We start from the raw sequence: 18093 nt of genomic DNA, 5'->3' as shown, positions 1-18093 counted from the left end.
GGTCCGCGCCGCACGCCCGACGCCCGCGCCGGTCAGTCCTCGCTCACTCCTCGACCGGGCCCAGGAGCGCGCTCGCGAACGTCGAGTGCGCCGACTCGTCGTCGGAGGGGTGGAAGATGCCTGCGAGCACGTCGCGGTACAGCCGCCCGAGCTCGGAGGACGCGAAGTACGACGACCCGCCGGACACCCGGATCGCCTGGTCGACGACGACGCGCGCCGTCTCGGTGGCCCGCACCTTGAGCCCCGCGACGGCCGTGAACCAGCCCGCGCCCCGGTCCACGAGGGCGTCGATCTCGCCCGCGAGCTGGTCGATCTGCGGGTAGATGCCGTCCATCGCGATGCCCGCGTCGGCGACCCGCCAACGGATGTCGGGGTCCTGGGAGAGCGGCCTGCCACCGTTCTTCATCGAGGTGCGCCGGCGAGCGTTCTCGACCGCGAGCTCCAGGGCGCGCCTGCCGATGCCCGTGTACACCGACGCCAGGAGGACCTCGAACGTCGTGAAGATCGCGAGCACGAGCGGGTCGGTCGAGGGCCCGGGGGCGAGGCGCCGGACCACCCGGTCCGCCGGGGCGTGCGCGCCCACGAGCAGGGTCGTGCGGCTCTGGCTCGCGCGCATGCCCACGGTGTCCCAGTCGTCGAGGACGTCGACGCCGCCACCCTCGCGCGTCACGAACGCGTGCACGAGGCGCGGGTCGCCCGCCGGCCCGGGGCCGTCCTCGGTGGCCGTCTCGATCCCGAGCACCCCGAGCCGGGTCCACGCGGGCGACAGCGACGTGAAGATCTTCCGGCCGTGGAAGGAGTAGCCGCCCTCACCGTCGGGGCGGGCCTGCGTCCGCGAGCCGAACAGCACCAGGTCGTTGCCCGGCTCGGAGTAGCCGAACGCGAAGACCTCGCCGCGCGCGGCCTCCTCCAGGACGAAGTCGAGCGAGTGGTCGCCCCGCTCGTACAGGTAGCGCGCGACGCCGGTCCACACGTGGTGCATGTTCACGGCGAGCGCGGTCGCCGGTGCCGCTCCCGCGAGGCGGATCTGCTCGTGCGCCACGTCGCGCAGGCCCAGGCCCGGGCCGCCCATCGCCGCGGGCACGAACGCCTGCAGGTAGCCGGCCGCGGTCAGCTCCTCGAAGTCCTCGGTGAAGAACGTGTTCTCCCGGTCGTAGGTCGCGGCGCGTGAGCGGATGCGGTCGAGCAGGTCGTCGGTCAGCAGCGGAGAGGTCATGCCTTCGTTCTATCACTGCTTCTCCACCTCCCGGGCACCTCCGCGGCCCGCTCCTGTTCACGGTGTCGAGCGCGGTTCCGGTAGGGTCGTCGGCGATGTCCAGCCAGCCAGAACCCAGTGCTCCCGCGCGCAAGACGCGCGTCCTCCTCCTCTTCGGCGGACGCTCCGGCGAGCACGTGATCTCGTGCGCCACCGCGGGTGGCGTGATGCGCGCGATCGACCGCGAGCGCTACGAGGTCATCCCCGTCGGGATCACCAAGGCGGGGCAGTGGGTCCTCGCGGCCGACGAGCCCGAGCGCTGGGAGATCACGCCCGGCAACCTGCCGGAGGTCACGGCGACGGGTGGTGAGGTGCTGCTGCCGCTCGCGGTGGGTCAGCGCGCGCTGCGCGTCCTGGAGCCGGGCCAGTTCCCGCGCGAGCTGGGCGAGGTCGACGTCGTCTTCCCGCTGCTCCACGGGCCGTTCGGCGAGGACGGCACGCTCCAGGGCCTGCTCGAGCTCGCCGACGTCCCCTACGTGGGCGCGGGCGTGCTCGCGTCGGCCGTGGGGATGGACAAGCAGTTCATGAAACTCGTGCTCGCGGGTCAGGGCCTGCCCATCGCTCCGTACACGGTCATCCGCCCGGGGGAGTGGGACCGCAACCCGGCCGCCTGGACCGAGACCGTCGCCGGCCTGGGCCTGCCCGTGTTCGTCAAGCCCGCCCGTGCCGGGTCGAGCCTCGGGATCACCAAGGTCGACGACCTCGCGGACCTGCCCGCGGCGATCGCCGAGGCGCGCCGGCACGACCCGAAGGTCGTGGTCGAGGCCGGGGTCGTGGGACGCGAGATCGAGTGCGCGGTCCTCGGCGGGCGCGAGGGCGAGCGGCCGCGCGCCTCCCTGCCCGGCGAGATCGTCGTGACCGACGCGCACCACGCCTTCTACGACTTCGAGGCCAAGTACCTCGACGAGGCGGGCGTCGAGCTGAGCTGCCCGGCCGACCTGCCCCCGCACCTCGTCGACGAGGTCCGTGACATCGCGGTCCGCACGTTCGAGGCCGTGGGCGCGGAGGGTCTCTCGCGCGTCGATGTCTTCGTGACGACGGACGGTCAGGTCATCGTCAACGAGATCAACACGATGCCGGGCTTCACGCCGTTCTCGATGTACCCGCGCATGTGGGAGAAGTCGGGGATCACGTACCCGGAGCTGATCGACGAACTCATCCAGCTCGCGTTGCAGCGCCCCACGGGCCTGCGCTGACGGTCCCGGCCGCCTGACCCGGTCGACGCGAGGAGCGCGCCACCCCTCACGGGGCGGCGCGCTCCTCGCGTCGTCGCGTCCTGGCGGCGCTTGCCCAGGTGCTGCGCCGACCTACATGCAGTAGCGCGTCTGCCCGACCTTGGACACCGCGCGGTTGAGGTCGGAGACGAAGTCCGTGGACCGGGAGTTCTTCACGGCAGGGGAGATCTGGACCTCGACCGCGGGGTCGCGTCCGTAGGTGACGAACGTCCAGGTGTCCTTGCCGTCGTCGGTCACGATCCAGTCGACGCTGCCCGCAGTGCTGGACACGCTCTGGCAGAGGTCCGTGGTGGGCTCGGGCGGCGTCACGCCGCACCGCAGCGTCACGGCCGCGCCGGGCTCGCCCCACGCGGCGGTGGCCTGGCTGTCGGTCTTGACCTTCGGCATCTCGCCGAGCTCGTCGGGCAGCGCGAGGACGACCTCGGCGCACTTCGGGTTCGCGGCGTCGTCCGCGACCGGGACGCCGATCGTGGGGGTGCAGGCACTGAGGCCCGCGGCCACGGCGACCAGCAGGATCCCGGTGAGCGTCCGGCGTCGGGCAGGGGTACGGGGGGCGTTCAGCACCCTCCAACGGTAGCCGCTCCGGCAGGTGCGCCGGTCCCGCGTAAGGTGGCGCCGTGACCGATCCGAACGTGAACCCGACCCTGGTGCGCGAGACCTCGGAGGAGGAGCTGCTCGCGGCGATCTTCCCGCTCCTGCCGACGGGGGCGGCGACCCTCGTGGGCCCGGGCGACGACTCCGCCGTGGTGAGAGCGCCGGACGGGCGTTTCGTCGTCTCGACGGACGTCCTGGTCGAGCGCCGTCACTTCCGGCCGGAGTGGTCCACGGGGTACGACGTCGGGTGGCGCGCCGCGATGCAGAACCTCGCGGACATCGCGGCCATGGGCGCGCGTCCGACGTCGCTCGTGGTCTCGCTCGTGATCCCCGGGCACCTGCCCGTCGAGTGGGTCACGGGACTGGCTCGCGGCCTCGCCGCGGCCTGTGCGCCGAGCGGTGCCGCCGTCGTCGGGGGAGACCTGTCGAGTGGCGACGACGTGGTCGTCGCCGTCACGGTCCACGGGGACCTGGGCGGGCGGGCGCCGGTCCTGCGCTCGGGTGCCCAGGTGTCCGACGTCGTCGCGCACGCCGGGCGCAGGGGGTGGTCCGCCGCGGGGCTCGCCCTGCTCGACCACGACCTGGGGGACGTGGACCGGGAGCTGGTCGACGCGTACCTGCGGCCCGAGCCGCCGCTCGAGGCCGGGCCTGCCGCCGCCGACGCCGGGGCGACCGCGATGCTCGACCTGTCCGACGGCCTGCTGCGGGACGCAGGGCGTGTGGCACGCGCGAGCGGCGTCGGCATCGACCTGGATCTCGGCGCGTTCGCGGCCGACCTGACGCGGTTGGCCGGTGCGGCGTCCGCGGTGAGCGCGTCGGCCGGCACGCGGCCGGCCGGGGAGTGGCCGTCTGCGGGACCCGGCGTCGGAGGCGCCGGGGAGGCGTCCGCGCTGGCGCGCGACTGGGTCCTGACAGGTGGCGAGGACCACGGGCTGCTCGCGACCTTCCCCGTCGGAACAGCGCTCCCCGGGCCGTTCCGTGCGGTGGGGCGTGTGGTGGCCGCGGGATCGTCCGTCACCGTCGACGGGGCCGCGCCGCGCGCGCACGGCGTGGGGTGGGACCACTTCCGAGGCTGAGCGCAGGGCTTGCGGACGACCGAGGGGGTCGCCCCTCGCGGGACGACCCCCTCGACGGGAGACCGAGTCCGGGCGATCGCGCCCTCTCAGGACCTGCGGCGGTACCGGACCTGGGTGAGGTCACGACCACCGATGTCGTCGCGGCGCTCGACCCCGTCCGGGGCGAAACCGTGGCGTCGGTAGAAGTGCTGGGCGCGGTCGTTGTCCTTGAGCACCCACAGGGAGACCGGGACCCGCGGAGGAACCTTGCCGAGCATGGTGCGCATGAGGTCGCGTGCCACGCCGCGGCCCCAGGCCTCGGGATCGAGGTAGATCGCGTAGATCTCGAGGTCCCCGTCCTCGGCGTCCTCGTCGCGCGCCGGCCCGATGCTGGCGAAGCCGAGCGCTCGCCCGTCGGCCTCGGCGAGCAGGATGTCCGCCCCGGAGTTCGTGAGGTTCGTGGTCCAGGCGGCCTCGCGCTGGTCGTGGTCGAGAGAGGCCAGGTAGTCGTCGGGGACGATCCCGGCATAGGCCCCACGCCAGGAGGCGATGTGGACCTGGGCGATCGACGCCGCGTCCTGCGGTGTCGCCGTGCGGATCGTTACCTCGTTGAGTTCCGTCACCATGACCAAATCCTGCCACTTCCGTGGAGATCCGCCAAGACTTTTGTCCGGATCTTCAGCAAATCTCCCCAACGGGACCTGTTGTCGGCGAGGAGACGGGCCGGGCGCGTTCTTCGGAGCCGGAGTCCGGCTCGCCGTCCACCGATCCTCTCAGCCTTTGGCGACCACCGCCTGCCGGGTGGGACGCCCGGCGACGGCCCGCTGGACCTCGTCGGCGATCAGGTCGCCGTTGATCGCCGCCGCGGCCTGGACCCCTGCCGCAGCGGCGGCGACGACCTGCGCCATGATGTTCGTGACGTTGCCCGCGACGCGGACGCCGGGCAGCGTGGTCGCGCCCGTCGGGTCGGAGGGCACGTACGTCCCGACCACGGTGCCGTCGACGACCTGCTCCGCGGTCTCGATGCCGAGGGACTCCAGGACCGCGGACCGGGCCGTGAAGCGGGGAGCGACCACGAGGGCCGCGCAGGGCACGGTCTCCCCGGACTCGAGCCGGACCCCGCTCAGCGTGTCGCCCGCGATCTCCAGCGCCTCGACCCGGCCCTCGACCACCCGGACGCCACGAGCGTCGAGCGCGGCCAGGGACGCCGGGTCCGGGGTGGGCGACCCGTGCAGGAAGAGCGTCACGTCCTCGGTCCACTGCCGCCACATCTGGGCCTGGTGGAGCGCCATGGGGCTCGTCGCGAGGATGCCCACTGCCTGGTCGCGCACCTCCCACCCGTGGCAGTACGGGCAGTGCAGGACGTCCTGGCCCCAGCGCTCGGCGACCCCGGGGACCTCGGGCAGCTCGTCGACCAGACCTGTCGTCACGAGCAGGTGACGGGCGTGGACGTCCCGGCCGTCGGTGAGCCGGACCACGAACCCGCCGTCCGGCAACGGGGCCGCCGCCTCGACCGTGCCCTGCGTGATCCGGCCGCCGTACGCCGCGACCTCGCCCCGGCCCCCCGCCAGCAGCGCGGACGGGTCCTCGCCGTCGCGGGACAGGTAGCCGTGCAGGTGCGCGGCGGGGGCGTTGCGGGGGCGACCCGCGTCGACGACCAGGACGGTACGGCGCGCGCGGGCGAGCGTCAGCGCTCCGCTCAGTCCGGCTGCTCCGCCTCCGACGACGACCACGTCGTAGGTGACCTGCGCCTCGTCGGTCGCGGGGTTCGCACCCGTCGTGGGTGCCGTGCTCTCTCGGGTCATGGGGACCACCTCCGTTCCGAGCATCTGCGCTGGGGAGGATCGTTGGCAATTCTGCTTGCCGGAGTGGCAAACTCGCAGGCATGGATGCACCCGTGGACGACCCCTTCGCCGCAGCACTCGAGGCCGTCGGGCCACGACTGCGCGCGCTGAGGCAGCGGCGTCACCTCACCCTCGCCGAGCTCTCGGACCGCACGGGCATCTCGGTGAGCACCCTGTCCCGCCTGGAGTCGGGCGGGCGGCGCCCCACGCTCGAGCTGCTGCTGCCGCTCGCCCGCGAGCACGAGGTACCGCTCGACGAGCTCGTCGGCGCCCCGCCCACGGGCGACCCGCGCATCCACGCACGGCCCGTGAAACGGGGCGACTCGACGATCCTGCCGCTGTCCCGCCGGCCCGGCGGGGTGCAGGCCTACAAGCAGGTCCTGCACGGGCGCGCCTCGGACGTGCTGCCGGAGACCAAGGTGCACGAGGGGTACGAGTGGTTGTACGTCCTGGGCGGGCGGTTGCGGCTCCTGCTCGGCGAGCACGACCTCGTCCTGGGCGAGGGGGAGGCCGCCGAGTTCGACACGCGCACCCCGCACGCGGTCCTCAACGCCGACGAGCACCCGGTCGAGCTGCTCGTGCTGCACGGACCCCAGGGGGAGCGGGCCCACTTCCGGGCGCGGCCCAAGCGGCGACGCGACTGAACCGGCCGGACCTCGCTCGCCGCGGCGACCCGGCCGTGCCCTGACCCGGTGCCGGGGCCGCCACCGTGGGGCGGGCCTGTGGTCGAGGAACGGGGCAGGACCGTGGTCGAGGAACGCGAAAGCCCGCCAGGACGAGTCCTGGCGGGCTTTCGGCGAACGAGCGGTGAGGCTCAGACGTGACGGACGACCTTGCCGGCCTTCAGGCACGAGGTGCACACGTAGAGACGCTTCGGGGTACCCGAGACGATCGCACGGACGCGCTGGATGTTCGGGTTCCAGCGACGCTTCGTACGGATGTGCGAGTGCGAGATGCTGTGCCCGAAGCTCGGGCCCTTGCCGCAGACTTCGCAGTTGGCAGCCACGATTTCTCCTGATCGTCGTGCACGCCTCCGCGAAAGGACAGCGGCGACGTAGTGAATGGTCTGTGGGGTGAACGTTCCGAACCGGCACAGGGCCAGGGAACGTCCGTGGTCGCCCGGATCTGTCCGGGCAACCTCCATAGGGTAGCCGATGGCCGCCCTCCACCCCAAACCGACCCGAGCGCGTGCGGTGAGCAGCGAGCGGGGCGGACTACGGTGGTCCGGTAAGTATCGCAGGCTCTGCGGGGGTTCGGCACCCTCGCGTGCCCCGACCTCGATCAAGGAGCCCCACGAGCGTGACGGACGGCACGGAACACATCGAGCCCGCGGTGGTGCGGGCATGGGTGGCGGAGACGGTCCGGACGCTGGGAGAGGCCAGGGGGCGCATCGACAGCGCGAACGTGTTCCCCGTCGCGGACGCGGACACGGGCACCAACCTGTTCCTGACCGTCACCGAGGGGGCGCGCGCTGTGCGTGAGGTGCCCGACGGCGCGCCCGTGGACACGTTGCTGCTCGCGTTCGCGCGGGGCGCCCTGATCGGGGCCCGCGGCAACTCGGGCGTGATCCTGAGCGAGTTCCTGCGGGGGTTCGCGGGGGCGACCACGGTCGCCGACGAACCCGTGGGCTCGCTACGGGTCGCGACCCGGCTCGAGGCCGCGGCCCGCTCGTCCTACGCGGCCGTCGCCGTCCCCGTCCCCGGCACGATCCTCACCGCGGCCGACGGGGCCGCCGTCGCGGCCCGCACGGCGGCGGGCGCCGGGGCGGACCTGGGCGGCGTCGTGCTCGCGGCGCGCACGGGGGCCCGCGAGGCCATGCTGCGCAGCCCCCGCGAGCTCGACGTCCTCTCGCGTGCGGGAGTGCTCGACGCCGGGGCGTGCGGGCTCGTCCTCGTCCTCGACGCGCTGTGCCGGGCGCTGGGGGTCGTCGTCGACCCGGCCGACGCCGTCGACGCCGTCGACGTGCTCGGCCCCGGCCCCGGTGACGTGTCGGTGGCGGGCGGCACCATGACCCCCATGGTGAGCAGGGTGACCGACGTCGGCGACGTGAGGTACCTCACGACAGGAGGCGCCGCTCCGGCGGGGGCGACCGTGGACGGGAGCGACGGGGTCGGGCCGGGGGCCGGTCCGACGCTCCCCGAGCACGCCCCCGTGGGGATCGACGGCGAGTTCGAGGTCATGCTCGTGGTCGACGGCACGAGCTCCCCGGGCCTCGCGACGCGGCCCCTGGCCGACGCGCTGCGCGCAGCCCTCACGCAGGTCGGGGACTCGGTCGTGGTCGTGGGCGAGGGCGTCTGGCAGGCGCACGTGCACACCGACGACCCGGCGCGTGCCGTGCACGCCGCCCGGACCGTGGCCGGTGACGCCCGGGTGCGCCAGGTGTGCGTGCGCCACCTCGCGACCCAGGTCGCGGCGCGCGGCCTGCACGAGCACGCGGTCCCGGTGCCGGGGGAGGCCCCTGAGCAGGGCGTCGTGGCCATCACGTCGGCCCCCGGCCTCGTGCCGGACCTGGCGCGCAGCGGCGCGGTCGTCCTCCTGGCGACCGACCACGCGCCGACGCCGGGGGAGGTGCTGCGTGTCTCGGTGGACACCGGAGCGCGACAGGTCGTGGTCCTGCCCGGGAGCGTGCTCGCGGCCGACGCGGCCCGTGCGGCCGGGGGGCTCGTCGGCCCGGGAGCCGGAGACCTGCGCGGCATCGAGGTGCTCGACGCCCCCACCGACCTGCACGTCGTGGCCGCGCTCGCCACGGCGACCCTGGGCGGCGACGACGTCGTCTCCCTCATGCGATCGACCCTCGAGGACGTCCGCGCGGTCCAGGTCCCTGCCGACGGGACGCTCGTCCGGCCCGCGCTCGAAGGGCTCCTGCGCAGCGACGACGAGGTGCTGACCGTCCTGCCGGGGCGGCACGTCGACCCGGTCGTGATCGAGGTCGTCGCCGGCATCGCCCGCCAGTGCGTCCCGGGCATCGAGGTCGTCGTCCTCGACTCGGGTCGCGACCACGCCGACCTGGAGCTGGGTGCCGAATGAGCAAGGACCTCACGTCCGAGAGTCCGGACCACGTGACCGCACCTGGGGTGCTGGCCGGTGACCTCGTCACGGGATCCGTGGACCGCTTCGCCGAACCCCTGACCAAGGTGCTCGGCCCGCGCTCGGCGGGTGCCCTCGCCAAGCTGGGTCTCGAGACCACGGGCGACCTGCTGGGCCACTACCCGCGCCGCTACGGCGACCCGGGCAGGCTCACCGACCTCGGCGGCCTGGTGCTGGGCGAGCACGTCACGATCATGGCGCGCGTCGTCCAGGCGACCGTGCGGGCCATGCGCTCGCGCGGCGGGGCCATGCTCCAGGCCGAGGTCACCGACGGCGTCCACCGCCTCTCGCTGACGTTCTTCGCCAAGGGCACGGGCGCGCTCCGGACCCACGAGAGCCGTCTCCAGCCCGGCCGCACGGGCCTGTTCACCGGCGTGGTGAGCGCCTACCGGGGGGCCCGCCAGCTCACGCACCCGGACTACCTGATCATCGGGGTCGACGCCGACGACGAGGAGGCCGCCCTCATCGAGGCGCGCCGCCCCATCCCGCTCTACCCGGCGAGCGCCTCGATCCCGAGCTGGCGCATCCAGAAGGCCGTCCGGCAGGTCCTCGACCCGCTGACCGAGGACGAGGTGCCGGACCCGCTGCCACCCCACGTGCGCGAGGCCCGAGGGTTCGGGTCGCGACACGGTGCGCTCAAGGACGTCCACGAGCCCTTCGACACCCGCCAGTGGCAGCACGGCCGCGACCGGCTGCGCTACGAGGAGGCGTTCGTGCTCCAGGCCGCGCTGGCCCAGCGGCGCGCACGGGCCGAGGCCGAGGAGGCGACGGCGCGGCCGCTGCGCGCACCGGGCGAGCCCAGCGCGCTCACGGACTTCGACGCGTCCCTGCCGTTCACGCTCACGGCCGGCCAGCGCGAGATCGGCGAGGAGATCTCCGGCGAGCTCGCTCGCTCGCGGCCCATGCAGCGTCTGCTCCAGGGCGAGGTGGGCTCGGGCAAGACGGTCGTCGCGCTGCGCGCGATGCTCCAGGTGGTCGACGCCGGAGGGCAGGCCGCGCTCCTGGCGCCCACCGAGGTGCTCGCCTCCCAGCACGCCCGCACGCTGCGGACCCTGCTGGGGCCGCTCGCGGAAGAAGGGATGCTGGGCGGGGCCGACCACGGCACGCGCGTCGCGCTCCTCACGGGGTCGATGAGTGCCGCGGCCAAGAAGGGCGCGCTGCTCGACGCGGCGAGCGGCCGGGCGGGGATCGTCGTCGGGACCCACGCGCTGCTGAGCGAGAACGTGCAGTTCGCGGATCTCGGCCTCGTCGTGGTCGACGAGCAGCACCGGTTCGGCGTCGAGCAGCGCGACGCGCTGCGCGCCAAGGCCCGCACCAGCCCGCACCTGCTCGTCATGACCGCGACCCCCATCCCACGCACGGTCGCGATGACGGTGTTCGGCGACCTCGAGACGTCCTCGCTCACCGAGATCCCGGCCGGACGAGCGGGCATCACGACGCACGTCGTCCCCGCGGACAACGAGGCCTGGATGAACCGGACGTGGCAGCGTGTGCGGGAGGAGGTCGACGCAGGCCACCGCGCCTATGTGGTGTGCGCGCGGATCCACCCCGACGAGCCCGCGGCGGGCCCGGGAGCCGTCGACGGACCGGGCGCCACCGCGAAGAGGAAGACCCGGACCGACGACTTCGACGAGGTGCCCGACTTCCTCGACCTCGACGAGAGCGCCACCGGCTCCGACCGCCCACCGCTGCGCGCGGTGCTCGAGGTCGCCGAGGAGCTCGCGAGCGTGCCGGCCCTGCGGGGGCTCGCCGTCGGGGTCCTGCACGGGCAGATGCCCCCCGCGGACAAGGAGAAGGTCATGGCCGACTTCGCGTCCGGGGTCGTCCAGGTGCTGGTCTCCACGACCGTGGTCGAGGTCGGCGTGGACGTCCCCGAGGCCACCGTCATGGTCGTGTTCGACGCCGACCGCTTCGGCCTCTCGCAGCTCCACCAGCTCCGCGGGCGCGTGGGCCGTGGGTCCGCGCCGGGGCTGTGCCTGCTCGTCTCGACCGTCGAGCCCGGGACGCCCGCGGCCGTGCGCGTCGAGACCATGGCCGAGACGACCGACGGCTTCCGCCTCGCGACCGTGGACCTCGAGCTGCGCAGCGAGGGCGACGTGCTCGGCGCGGCGCAGTCCGGCAGAGCGAGCTCGCTGCGGCTGCTGCGCGTCGTCAAGGACGTCGCGGTGATCGAGCAGGCGCGCGCCGACGCGGCCGAGGTCGTCGCCGCCGACCCGGACCTCGAGCAGCACCCCGAGCTGCGCGCCGCGATCGCGAGCGGGCTCGACCCCGAGCGCGAGGAGTTCCTGGAACGCGCGTGACGGTTCTGCCTGCCGAGGGTGACCGGCTCGCCCGCCGAGGGTGACCGTGCCGCCCGTCTAGGCTGTCCGCATGACGAGGATCGTGGCCGGGACGGTCGGTGGACGCAGCCTGCAGGTGCCCCCCAGGGGGACGCGACCCACGAGCGACCGGGTGCGCGAGGCGATCTTCTCGCGGCTCGAGCACTACGGGGTGCTCGACGGCGCCTACGTCCTGGACCTGTACGCGGGATCGGGCGCGCTCGGGCTCGAGGCGGCCTCGCGAGGGGCTCAGCGGGTCGTGCTCGTGGACGCGGCGCGCGTCGCGGCCGAGGTCTGCCGGGCCAACGTCAGGACGCTGGGCCTGACGAACGTGCAGGTCGTCCAGGACAAGGCCGAGAAGTTCGTCCAGTCCCGCCCGTCGACCACGTGGGACGTCGTCTTCATCGACCCGCCCTACGACGTCTCCGAGGACGTCGTCGCCGAGCTCCTGCGCCAGCTCGCGCACACCTCGGCGCTCGTCGAGGACGCGGTCGTCGTGGTCGAGCGGTCGACGCGCAGCCCCGAGCCGACCTGGCCGACCGGGTGGGAGCTGCTCGCCCGCAAGGACTACGGCGAGACCGCGGTGTACTACGCGGGCCCCGCGCCGGCCGAGGAGTCGCAGACCGACGCCTCCTGAGGCCGGTTCGCCTCCTGCCGGCGACGGACGGGTGCTGAGGTCCGAGACGGTCCTCCCGTCACGGGCCGCGGCGCCCGTCCCGGACCGGACCACCCGTCTCACGGGCGGTCGGGCTCAGCCCGCAGCAGGCGCCCGCAGCGACGACCCGTCGAGCAGCCCCACGGGCACCCGGTCGAGCTCGTCCACCCCGAGCAGCTCGACCCGGTCGCCCGACACCGCGTCGAGCAGGGCGCGCGTGGGCGCGTCGTCCGCGAGGGATCCCTCGCTGCCCTCGAAGTACTCCCGCAGGAACGTGCGCAGCGGCGCGGCGGGGACGCTCGTCGCGTCCGGGTCCTCGGTCGCGAGCGTCATGAGCAGCAGCGCGGGGACCCGCTCGGCCCCGGGCTCGTTGCCCGGCTGGAAGTACGGCACCGCGAGCACGCGCCCACCGTGGCGCGCGTAGAACCGCAGCCGCGCCTCGGGATCGCCGTGCGCCTCGCTCGCGGCGTGGAACCGCGGGTGCTCGACCTCGCCGAGCACCATGACCGGGCGCAGGTTCGTGAGCCACGCGGAGACCGCGGCCCCGAGCAGCGCGGCACCGATGCCGCCCCCGCGGCGCCCCGGGGCGATCGCCAGGTACTGCACCAGCAGGACGCGCGCCTCGGCCGACCACGACCCGACGACGCCCGCCACCACACGGGTGCTCGATCCCGGACCGGTCTCGTCCGACGCGGTGCTCGCCCCGCCGGACCCGCCCGAGCCGGTGCCTGCCCCGCCCGGCCCGGTGCCTGCCCCGCCCGGCCCCGAGCCCGCCGTGGCCGGACCGGCCGGGGGAGCGGCGCCGTCGGGCACCTCGACGACGCCCAACGACTCCAGGTGCCCCGCCGCGTGGTCCGCGAGGAACGAGTCGAGCGAGACGAGCTCGGCGGGCGGGAAGGACGGGCTGAGCACGTCCCGGTAGAGCTGCGTGAGCTGCTCGACGGAACGCAGGGGGACGACGACGGGACCGGACTCGGGAGGCATGGCCCCCATCCTGCCGCTCCCCGGACCGGCCCGCAGCGCGGCTGCCAGGGCCTCGTCCGCCCACCTCGGCCGGTCCGCACGGCGCCCGACCCCCCTGACCTGCCCGGAATCCTGCGGGGCGTGTACTACCGTGGCGAGGTGACCATCGCCGTCTGCCCGGGGTCGTTCGACCCCCTCACCCTCGGCCACCTCGACATCGTCCGCCGAGCGCGGTCCCTGTTCGACGAGGTCGTCCTGGGGGTCGCCCGCAACTCGTCCAAGTCCGCCCTGCTGACCGCCGAGCAGCGTGTCGAGATCGCCCGCGCGGCGCTCGCCGTGAGCCCGGGGCTCGAGGACGTCCGCGTCGAGATCGTGCCCGGTCTGCTCGTGGACTTCTGCCGCGAGGTCGGGGCGGCGGCCGTCGTCAAGGGGCTGCGCGGCGGCGCGGACTTCGACGCCGAGCTGCCCATGGCCCTCATGAACCGCCACCTCGTGGGCGTCGAGACCGTGTTCGTGCCCGGCGACCCCGCGCTCGCCCACGTCGCGTCCTCGCTCGTCAAGGACGTGGCCCGCTTCGGCGGTCCCGTCGACGACCTGGTGCCCGCGGGCGTCGGTGACCTCGTCCGCCAGGCGCTCGCGGACCGCGCGGCAGGCGCGTCGCCGGCCGGCGAGCAGTCGCAGCAGGGCACCCCCACCACGGAAGGAACAGGCCGATGAACGACCACCCGCTCGGGCAGACCGAGGACGAGGCGCAGACCGAGGCGGGTCTCCACGTGATCCTCGACGACCTCGCGCTGCTCGTCGAGAACGCCCGGGCCATGCCCATGTCGTCCTCGGTCCTCGTGCACAAGGCCGACGCCCTGGCGCTCGTCGACGAGATGCGTCAGGCGTTGCCCGAGCAGCTCGCGCACGCGGACGAGGTCCTGGCCGAGGCCAACACGGTCCTGGAGGACGCCAACCGGCAGGCCGAGGACATCCTCACCACGGCGCGGGCACGGGCGATCGAGCTGGTCCAGAAGGAGCAGGTCACGGTCCAGGCCGAGGCGCAGGCGCGGTCCATCGTCGCGGAGGCCGAACGCACCGCGGCCGAGCTGCGTGTCGACGCCGACGACTACTGCGACCGTCGCCTCGCGGAGTTCGAGGTGGACCTGGGCAAGATCATGGCGCAGGTCCACGCGGGGCGTGCCAAGCTCGCCCAGCGCATCGGGGACTACCAGGGGTCGGGGGAGTAGCCCGGGCCTCCCGGGGGCGGGTCGTCGCGGGGTGCGGTGCGCCGCACGTCGGGCAGTTCGCGAGGTTCGACGGTGGTTCGGGGATGCCGTAAGATAGTCCGTTGGTCCTGCCTGTCATCGGCTGGGACCGAGGACACCTGTCCATCCCCCGACTTCTCGCGGGGACGGCTCGTGTGCTGTGACCTTGAACACCGATGGCCCGCTCGGGTCGTCGAAACCCTGTGGAGGAACCCATCACTCTCGACTCGCGCTCGCCTCTTGTGCTCGACACGTACGAGCTCGGTCGGCGTCCCGGATCGATGCGTGAGGTGACTCGCTCGGTCAAGGCCCCGGCCGACCTCGGAACCGTCGTGATCGGCATCCCTGAAGGCACCGACCTCGAGCTGGACGTCCGGCTCGAATCGGTGATGGACGGTGTGCTGGTGACGGGGACTGCTCAGGCCCAGGCGGTCGGGGAATGCGTGCGGTGCTTGGAACCGGTGACGGCTGACGTCGTCGCGGACATCCAGGAGCTGTTCGTGTATCCCGAGCGTGCGAAGGCCGCGGCAGAGTCCGGTGACGACGAGGACGAGGTGTACGAGCTCGAGGGCGACCTGATCGATCTCGAGCCCGCGCTTCGGGATTCCGTCGTCACTGCACTACCATTCAGACCGTTGTGTCAGCCCGATTGCCAGGGCCTGTGCTCCGAGTGCGGAGCACGTCTGGCTGAGGATCCTGATCACTCGCACGACATTGTCGATCCCCGGTGGTCGGCACTACAGAGCATGCTCGAGGATCCGAGCGTGTCCGACGAGACGAAAGAGAGCTAGCCGTGGCTGTTCCGAAGCGCAAGATGTCGCGCAGCAACACCCGTGCGCGTCGTTCGCAGTGGAAGACCACCGCCGCGAACCTCACGACCTGCCCGCAGTGCAAGGGCGACAAGCTGTCGCACGCTGCGTGCCCGACCTGCGGCACCTACAAGAGCCGTCAGTACGTCGAGGCGCTGCGCACCGAGCACGCAGGCTGAATAGCGTGACGCCGGACGCCCCCGCGGCCGCCGGTCTTCTCGAGAGGCTCGGGATCCACCTGGATCCCGAGCTTCTCGTGCTTGCACTGACGCACCGTTCCTTCGCGCACGAGCACGGCGGGATCCCCACCAACGAGCGCCTCGAGTTCCTCGGCGACGCGGTCCTGGGCCTGGTCGTGACCGAGGCCCTGTACCGCCGACACCCGGACCTCCCCGAGGGTGAGCTCGCCAAGATGCGTGCCGCCACGGTCTCGCAGAAGTCCCTCGCCGCGATCGCGCGCACCCTGGGGCTCGGCGGGTACATCCTGCTCGGCAAGGGCGAGGTGCGCACGCGCGGGAACGACAAGGACTCGATCCTGTCGGACACCGTCGAGGCCCTCATCGGCGCGACCTACCTGAGCCACGGCCTCGAGGTCACGCGCGAGCTGGTGCACCGGCTCGTGGACCCGACGCTCGCCGTCGCCGCAGACCTGGGTGCGGGCCTCGACTGGAAGACGTCGCTCCAGGAGGCCGCGGCCGCACGGAACCTCGGTGCGCCCGCCTACACGAGCCAGGGTGACGGACCCGACCACGCCCGCACCTTCATGTCCGAGGTCTCGCTCGACGGCGTCGTCTACGGCACGGGCAACGGCTCGGCCAAGAAGTACGCCGAGCAGGACGCCGCCGAGATGGCCTACCGGGCGATCGTCGAGCTGCCGCTGCCCGCCTCGCGGGCACCCGACCAGGACCAGGACGAGCCCGACGAGCCGGGCACCACCGTTGCCTGAGCTCCCCGAGGTCGAGACCGTCCGGGACGGCCTCGCCCGGCACGTCACGGGCCGGGTCGTCACGGGCGTCGAGGTCCTGCGCGACTACTCGGTCCGTCGCCACGAGGGCGGCCCCGAGAGCTTCCGCGGCCAGCTCGTCGGCCAGCACGTGGGCGCGGCGGTGCGCCGCGGCAAGTACCTGTGGCTGCTTCTGTCGCAGGCGCCCGCCGACGCCTCGGGTCGCATCCCCCTGCCCGACGGCGCGGCGCCCGCGGGCGCGCACGTCACCGCGCTCATGGCGCACCTGGGCATGAGCGGCCAGCTGCTGGTCCGCTCGGGTACGGCTGCGGTGGACAAGGTGCCGCACCTGCGCGTCCGGCTCGAGCTGTCCGCGCTCCCCGGGGAGCCCGGGACGCCGCGAACCCTCGACTTCGTGGACCAGCGGACCTTCGGGCACCTGTCCGTGACAGACCTCGCGCCGACCGCCGACGGTGGTCCCGGAGGCTGGGGCTCCGCGCTCGCGGAGATCCCCGAGCCCGCCGCCCACATCGCGCGCGACCTGCTCGACCCCGCGCTGCGGCGTGACGACCTCGCGAGGGCGATCCGCCGTCGTCGGACCGGCATCAAGCGAGCCCTCCTCGACCAGCGCCTCGTGTCCGGGGTGGGGAACATCTACGCCGACGAAGCGCTGTGGCGCGCCGGCCTGCACTACGCGCGCCCCACCGACACCCTCCGGCTCGCCGAGGCGCACCGCGTGCTCGACGCCGCCGAGGAGGTCATGCGTGAGGCCCTCGCCCAGGGCGGGACCAGCTTCGACGAGCTCTACGTCAACGTCAACGGGCAGTCCGGGTACTTCTCGCGCTCGCTCGCGGTGTACGGGCGCGAGGGCGAGGAGTGCACGCGCTGCGGGGCGCTCGTGCGGCGGGACGAGTTCATGAACCGGTCGTCGTACACGTGCCCCGTGTGCCAGAAGGTGCCGCGGAACGCTCGCTGGTAGGCGCCCGGACGAGCCGGCCGAGCCGGACGAGCCGGTCGACCCGGGCGCGGCCGAGGTGGGTCGGGCGCGGCCGGACCGTTCTCAGCCGCGCGGGACCACGTTGCGCAGCGGTCGGCCCGCACGCAGGTTCGCCAGGTTCTCCCGGACCAGGGCCGCCGCGCCCTGCGGACGCCCGCCCGCGACGTGCGGCGTGATGATCGTGCGCGGGGCGTCCCAGAGCGGGGAGTCTGCGGGCAGAGGCTCGGTCTCCGTCACGTCCAGGGCCGCGCCGCCGAGCCGGCCCTCGCGCAGCGCGGCGACCAGGGCACCCTCGTCGACCGTGGCCCCCCGCCCGACGTTGACGAACCACGCGTGCGCGGGGAGCTGACCGATGCGCGTCGCGTCGAACGCGTGCCGCGTGGCGGGGACCGCGGGCAGCAACGAGACCAGGACGTCGGTCGTGGCGAGGACCCACGGCAGGTCCTCGTCCGTCACGACCGGGAAGCCGTGCCGGTCGCCCGCCGTGCTCGCGACCCCGGTGACGTGCGCTCCCAGTGCCGCGTAGAGGGGCGCGAGGGCCGACGCGATCGACCCGAACCCCCAGATCGTCACGCGCGCGCCGTGCAGTGTGAATCGTCCGCTCGTCGCCGGGTCTGCCTGCTCGTCGACCATCGCGGAGTCCCACCGGTGCTCGCGCTGTGCCACGCCGGTCCGGTCGAGGCGTCGGACGGCCGCGAGCGTGAGCGCCAGGGCGTGCTCGGCCACCGGGCCGTCGTGCAGCGACCGGCCGTTCGTCACGACCACCTCGTGGGCGAAGCCGGCCGCCAGGACCGCGTCCGGACCGGCCGCGAGCGTCTGGACCCAGCGGAGCCGAGGGAGGTGGGCCGCTGCGTCGGAGAGGTTCTCGGGGGTGTTGGCCCAGGCGACCAGGACGTCCGCGTCGCGGTGCTCGACGGGGAGGGGAGCGGCGGCGTCGTACTCGACGACCTCGTCCGTGGCGGCCGTCAGGTCCGGGGGAGTCGAGCCGGCCCCCGTCGGGCCGTCCTCGGGTCCCGGGACGAGATCGAGCGAGATCGTGTCGGGGACGAGGATCTTCACGGGGCTCCAGACGGGGGCAGGTGCGGCGG

Annotated in this window: 19 protein-coding genes; 12 read left to right on the top strand and 7 right to left on the bottom strand. The window is 73.7% G+C overall.

The genetic code is table 11. The annotated features are described in order from the left end of the window. Nucleotides 1-43: 43 nt before the first annotated feature. Nucleotides 44-1216 carry an acyl-CoA dehydrogenase family protein gene (locus JOD49_RS04740; protein ID WP_205306184.1) on the bottom strand — a complete coding sequence of 391 codons (1173 nt, stop codon included), beginning with the start codon at nt 1214-1216 and terminating at the stop codon, nt 44-46. Nucleotides 1217-1311: 95 nt separating this feature from the next. On the opposite strand from JOD49_RS04740, the gene JOD49_RS04735 reads away from it, so the two are divergent. Next, on the top strand, nt 1312-2451 hold the full coding sequence (locus JOD49_RS04735) for a D-alanine--D-alanine ligase family protein (RefSeq protein ID WP_205306183.1): 1140 nt from the start codon (nt 1312-1314) through the stop codon (nt 2449-2451). Nucleotides 2452-2562: 111 nt separating this feature from the next. On the opposite strand, the gene JOD49_RS04730 is transcribed toward JOD49_RS04735, so the two are convergent. Further along, on the bottom strand, nt 2563-3054 hold the full coding sequence (locus tag JOD49_RS04730) for a DUF3515 domain-containing protein (protein WP_307822387.1): 492 nt from the start codon (nt 3052-3054) through the stop codon (nt 2563-2565). A 53-nt stretch (nt 3055-3107) separates the two neighbouring features. Between JOD49_RS04730 and JOD49_RS04725 the strand changes: the two genes are divergently transcribed. Then, entirely contained in the window at nt 3108-4160 is a 1053-nt protein-coding gene (locus tag JOD49_RS04725; protein WP_205306182.1) for a thiamine-phosphate kinase, read from the top strand. 86 nt (nt 4161-4246) lie between these two features. Here JOD49_RS04725 and JOD49_RS04720 read toward each other — a convergent pair whose 3' ends face one another. Together JOD49_RS04720 and JOD49_RS04715 are read right to left on the bottom strand one after the other, a co-directional pair. Beyond that, on the bottom strand, nt 4247-4765 hold the full coding sequence (locus JOD49_RS04720; RefSeq protein WP_205306181.1) for a GNAT family N-acetyltransferase: 519 nt from the start codon (nt 4763-4765) through the stop codon (nt 4247-4249). A gap of 147 nt (nt 4766-4912) precedes the next feature. Next, nucleotides 4913-5944, bottom strand: coding sequence for an NAD(P)/FAD-dependent oxidoreductase (locus JOD49_RS04715; RefSeq protein WP_205306180.1), 1032 nt, complete (start codon nt 5942-5944; stop codon nt 4913-4915). An 80-nt stretch (nt 5945-6024) separates the two neighbouring features. Here JOD49_RS04715 and JOD49_RS04710 point away from each other — a divergent pair, with 80 nt between their 5' ends. Further along, nucleotides 6025-6627, top strand: a complete 603-nt coding sequence (locus JOD49_RS04710; protein WP_205306179.1) for a helix-turn-helix domain-containing protein — start codon at nt 6025-6027, stop codon at nt 6625-6627. Between the two features lie 170 nt (nt 6628-6797). Here JOD49_RS04710 and rpmB read toward each other — a convergent pair whose 3' ends face one another. Continuing rightward, nucleotides 6798-6989 carry a 50S ribosomal protein L28 gene (gene rpmB, locus JOD49_RS04705; RefSeq protein ID WP_205306178.1) on the bottom strand — a complete coding sequence of 64 codons (192 nt, stop codon included), beginning with the start codon at nt 6987-6989 and terminating at the stop codon, nt 6798-6800. Nucleotides 6990-7282: 293 nt separating this feature from the next. Between rpmB and JOD49_RS04700 the strand changes: the two genes are divergently transcribed. The 3 genes from JOD49_RS04700 to rsmD all read left to right on the top strand — a co-directional run bounded on the left by JOD49_RS04700 (nt 7283) and on the right by rsmD (nt 12025). Continuing rightward, nucleotides 7283-9010, top strand: coding sequence for a DAK2 domain-containing protein (locus JOD49_RS04700; protein WP_205306177.1), 1728 nt, complete (start codon nt 7283-7285; stop codon nt 9008-9010). Continuing rightward, nucleotides 9007-11370 carry an ATP-dependent DNA helicase RecG gene (locus tag JOD49_RS04695; protein ID WP_205306176.1) on the top strand — a complete coding sequence of 788 codons (2364 nt, stop codon included), beginning with the start codon at nt 9007-9009 and terminating at the stop codon, nt 11368-11370. The genes JOD49_RS04700 and JOD49_RS04695 overlap by 4 nt, the downstream gene beginning before the upstream one ends. 70 nt (nt 11371-11440) lie before the next feature. Beyond that, complete coding sequence (rsmD, locus tag JOD49_RS04690) at nt 11441-12025, top strand: 16S rRNA (guanine(966)-N(2))-methyltransferase RsmD (protein WP_205306175.1); 585 nt, start codon at nt 11441-11443, stop codon at nt 12023-12025. A gap of 114 nt (nt 12026-12139) precedes the next feature. Here the strand turns inward: rsmD and JOD49_RS04685 are convergent, their stop codons facing one another. Then, nucleotides 12140-13027 (bottom strand): hypothetical protein, encoded by an 888-nt coding sequence (locus tag JOD49_RS04685; RefSeq protein WP_205306174.1) that lies wholly within the window; start codon nt 13025-13027, stop codon nt 12140-12142. 138 nt (nt 13028-13165) lie between these two features. On the opposite strand from JOD49_RS04685, the gene coaD reads away from it, so the two are divergent. From coaD to mutM, 6 genes are all read left to right on the top strand, one after another. Further along, nucleotides 13166-13723 (top strand): pantetheine-phosphate adenylyltransferase, encoded by a 558-nt coding sequence (gene coaD, locus JOD49_RS04680; RefSeq protein WP_205306173.1) that lies wholly within the window; start codon nt 13166-13168, stop codon nt 13721-13723. Next, the gene (locus tag JOD49_RS04675) at nt 13720-14238 is read left to right on the top strand and encodes an ATP synthase subunit B family protein (protein ID WP_205306172.1); all 519 of its coding nucleotides are present in this window, start codon (nt 13720-13722) and stop codon (nt 14236-14238) included. Before coaD ends, JOD49_RS04675 begins: the two co-directional genes overlap by 4 nt. Before the next feature lie 221 nt (nt 14239-14459). Continuing rightward, entirely contained in the window at nt 14460-15047 is a 588-nt protein-coding gene (locus JOD49_RS04670; RefSeq protein ID WP_056648462.1) for a YceD family protein, read from the top strand. A 2-nt stretch (nt 15048-15049) separates the two neighbouring features. Continuing rightward, nucleotides 15050-15244: a 50S ribosomal protein L32 gene (gene rpmF / locus JOD49_RS04665; protein ID WP_030150858.1), complete on the top strand. Its 195-nt coding sequence runs from the start codon at nt 15050-15052 to the stop codon at nt 15242-15244. 5 nt (nt 15245-15249) lie between these two features. Further along, nucleotides 15250-16011 carry a ribonuclease III gene (gene rnc, locus JOD49_RS04660; RefSeq protein WP_307822386.1) on the top strand — a complete coding sequence of 254 codons (762 nt, stop codon included), beginning with the start codon at nt 15250-15252 and terminating at the stop codon, nt 16009-16011. Beyond that, nucleotides 16004-16987 carry a bifunctional DNA-formamidopyrimidine glycosylase/DNA-(apurinic or apyrimidinic site) lyase gene (gene mutM, locus JOD49_RS04655; protein ID WP_205306170.1) on the top strand — a complete coding sequence of 328 codons (984 nt, stop codon included), beginning with the start codon at nt 16004-16006 and terminating at the stop codon, nt 16985-16987. Before rnc ends, mutM begins: the two co-directional genes overlap by 8 nt. Nucleotides 16988-17068: 81 nt before the next feature. Here the strand turns inward: mutM and JOD49_RS04650 are convergent, their stop codons facing one another. Then, a complete protein-coding gene (locus JOD49_RS04650; protein ID WP_372441217.1) occupies nt 17069-18064 on the bottom strand; it encodes a phosphoglycerate dehydrogenase in 996 nt (331 codons plus the stop codon). Nucleotides 18065-18093 lie beyond the last annotated feature (29 nt).

It is taken from the genome of Oerskovia jenensis (assembly GCF_016907235.1).
GTDB lineage: Bacteria > Actinomycetota > Actinomycetes > Actinomycetales > Cellulomonadaceae > Oerskovia > Oerskovia jenensis.
The sequence above is the reverse complement of the archived record's forward strand: the minus strand, read 5'-3'. Positions and strand labels throughout refer to the sequence as shown.